This window comes from Deltaproteobacteria bacterium, from assembly GCA_020848745.1.
Lineage (GTDB): Bacteria > Desulfobacterota > Binatia > UTPRO1 > UTPRO1 > UTPRO1.
Map to the genome: position 1 here is coordinate 1 of JADLHM010000064.1, position 2,617 is coordinate 2,617.

A 2,617-nucleotide genomic window follows, 5' to 3' on the forward strand; every position below is an offset into this window, starting at 1 on the left:
AGCAGATCTGGAGGCAGGAGTTCACGTACGACCGGTGGGGGAACCGGAACTGGGGCCCCGGGACGACGTCGAACGCGCAGGGGCCGGCGGTCGTCATCGACCCGGCGACGAACCGGCTCGCGAGTTCGGGAGGGCAGGCGTGCGTCTACGACGCGGCCGGGAACCTGATGTCAATGAAAACTGAAAAGTGGACCAGTGTGGCAATTGAAAAGTAGACCACCTGATCTCCCGGGGAGAGAGATTGGGGGGTGTGGGGGGAAAGAGAGAGGGGGCGCAGTTCATCGTGATGACGCGATGGCGTCGGAGTCTTCGGATCGAGGAGGTTCGGCGGCGTTCGGCGCCGGAACCGACAGGACGCGTTCGCGGAGCCTGTAGGAGTTGCCCTTGATCGAGAAGACGTGGGAGTGGTGCAGGATGCGATCGAGAATCGCGGTCGCGATCGCGTGATCGCCGAAGAGTTCCGGCCATTCGGTGACAGCCTTGTTCGACGTGAGGATCAGGCTGGAACGCTCGTAACGGGCCGAGACGACCTGGAAGAGGTAGTTGGCCTCGGCGCGCGAGAGCGGGAGATAGCCGACCTCGTCGACGACCAGCAGCTGGGATTTGCGCGAGTAGGTGCGCAGCTTCTGGGCGAGTTTGCCGGCGCTGTCGGCGGCCGCAAGGCTGCGAATCATCTGATCCATCGTGGTGAAGTAGACCGAGGTCCCGTGCTGACAGGCGCGGATGGCGAGGGCGACGGCCAGATGGGTCTTGCCGACGCCGGGAGGCCCGAGCAGCAGGACGTTCTCGCGACGTGAAACAAACGAGAGCGCGGCGAGGTCCATGATGCGGCCGCGGTCGATCGACGGCTGGAAGGCGAAGTCGAAGGCGTCGAGCGTCTTGAGGTACGGAAATGCGGCGAGTTTGAGCGAGTTCTTGATGCGCCGCTCCTCGCGAGCGGCGATCTCGTCTTCGAAGAGGCGGTCGAGGAGCTCCGAGTGGCCCCATTGTTCGGACTCCGCGAGTTTGAGCGTGTCGTTGAAGCTCTCCTTGGCCCGCCAGAGACCGAGCCGATCCAGATGCTCGACGATGCGTTCGTGGGTGAGGTCGGTGGAGGCTTTCATACGAGCACCTCCACGAGATCGGCGTATTCGGCGATCGGTCGGACCGGTACGTCGGCGAGCGGCCACCGGACGAGTGTTGGTTCGGGTTTGACGGGACGTTGTGCTGCGGGTGCGGCGTCACGTCGCGCCCGTTCCCATCGTGGACGGCGGAGATCGGCGACGTGCGCTTCGACGATCGATCGATCGCCCTTGGCGACGCTGTCGTGGGTGGCGACCGAATCGCAGCGGTCGAAGATCTCGATGCGTCCGGTGCGATGGTCCGCCTTGACCGTCAGCGTCGCGCCGACGAGGCGGTACGGCACCGAGTAGGCGGCGCCGTTGTAGGAGACCGTGCAGTCGCTGCGGACGATTCGCGATTCGGGCAGTCGCGTGTCGAAGGCCACGCCCGGAAGCGGCAGCAGATAGGCCGACTCGCGGACGAATCGATCGGCCGGCCGCGCGCTCGTCGTCGTGTGGACGCGATGCGCGTGGCGACGGTCGTCGTCGGCCAGGGCCTCGCGAAGGGCTTCGAGCGACGGATAGGTCCGGCGCAGCAGCTCGCTGTCCTCGAGATCGAGGAAACTGCGCTCGACTTTCCCCTTTCGCTCCGGACGACGGACCGGCGCGGGCGCCGGCTCGACCCCGTAGTGATCGCAGAAGGCGGCAAAGAGCGGATGCAGCCTCAGCGCGGGGCGCGGCTTGATCACGGCGGCCTTGAAGTTGTCGAAGACGATCCGCTGCGGAACGCCGCCGAGCCGTTCGAACGTCTCACGCAGATCCGCAAGCACGCCAGCCAGCTTCGCGTCCGTCACCGCCAGCGTGATGCGCAGCCGCGAATAGCAGAGCACGAACCGGAAGATCCACACCTTGCAGTGCGGATTGCCTTCGAGCAGTCCGCAGATGTGGCCCTTCCAGTCGAACTGTCCTTCGACGCCGGGGCCGGTCTCGAATCGCACGCACGCGCGCTTTCGTGCCTGCTCGAGCTCGCGCTGCGCACGGACCCACGTCTTCACCGACTCGTAGCAGCCTGCATAGCCCTGCTCGACGATCTCGTCGTAGAGCCTCGACGCGAGCACGTATGGCCGTGACTCGAGCGCCTGACCGAGGTACGACAGCCACGGCGTGAGCTTCGTCGGGCGCGGGACCCTCGGCCCATACGACTTCGGAACGGTTTCCGACAGCGACTTGCGCACCGTCGTGCGCGAATGACCCGTGTGACGGGCGATTGCCCGTATCGACATTCCCTGCCGGGAGAGCATCTTGATGTCCATCCAGACCTCCTGGGTGATCACGGAACCCCCCTTCACCCCGAGGCCTGTCTGGCGTCGATCGCCGAAGCGAGGGTAACCGATCTCGGGCGCCCTCTCCCGCGCCCCCACTCCCAGGTGGTCTACTTTTCAATTACCGAGATGGACCAGTTTTACCTTTTCATTGGCACCTGACGGGCGAAGGAACGAAGACGTTTCATTTCAATGCCGGGGGTATGATGTGGAAGTCGGTGACAGGCGTGACGTCGACGTACGTTTACGACGCCA

2 protein-coding genes are annotated in these 2,617 nt (G+C 64.9%); both read right to left on the minus strand.

Annotation, left to right across the window (positions count from 1 at the left end):
* Positions 1 to 278: 278 nt before the first annotated feature.
* On the minus strand, positions 279 to 1,103 hold the full coding sequence (locus IT293_09980) for an ATP-binding protein (protein MCC6764980.1): 825 nt from the start codon (positions 1,101 to 1,103) through the stop codon (positions 279 to 281).
* On the minus strand, positions 1,100 to 2,389 hold the full coding sequence (locus IT293_09985; protein ID MCC6764981.1) for an IS21 family transposase: 1,290 nt from the start codon (positions 2,387 to 2,389) through the stop codon (positions 1,100 to 1,102). Before IT293_09985 ends, IT293_09980 begins: the two co-directional genes overlap by 4 nt.
* Positions 2,390 to 2,617 lie beyond the last annotated feature (228 nt).

Coding starts and splice junctions, on each gene's coding strand:
- IT293_09980 (MCC6764980.1), bottom strand. CDS start 1,103: ATGAAAGCCTCCACCGACCTCACCCACGAACGCATCGTCGAGCATCTG.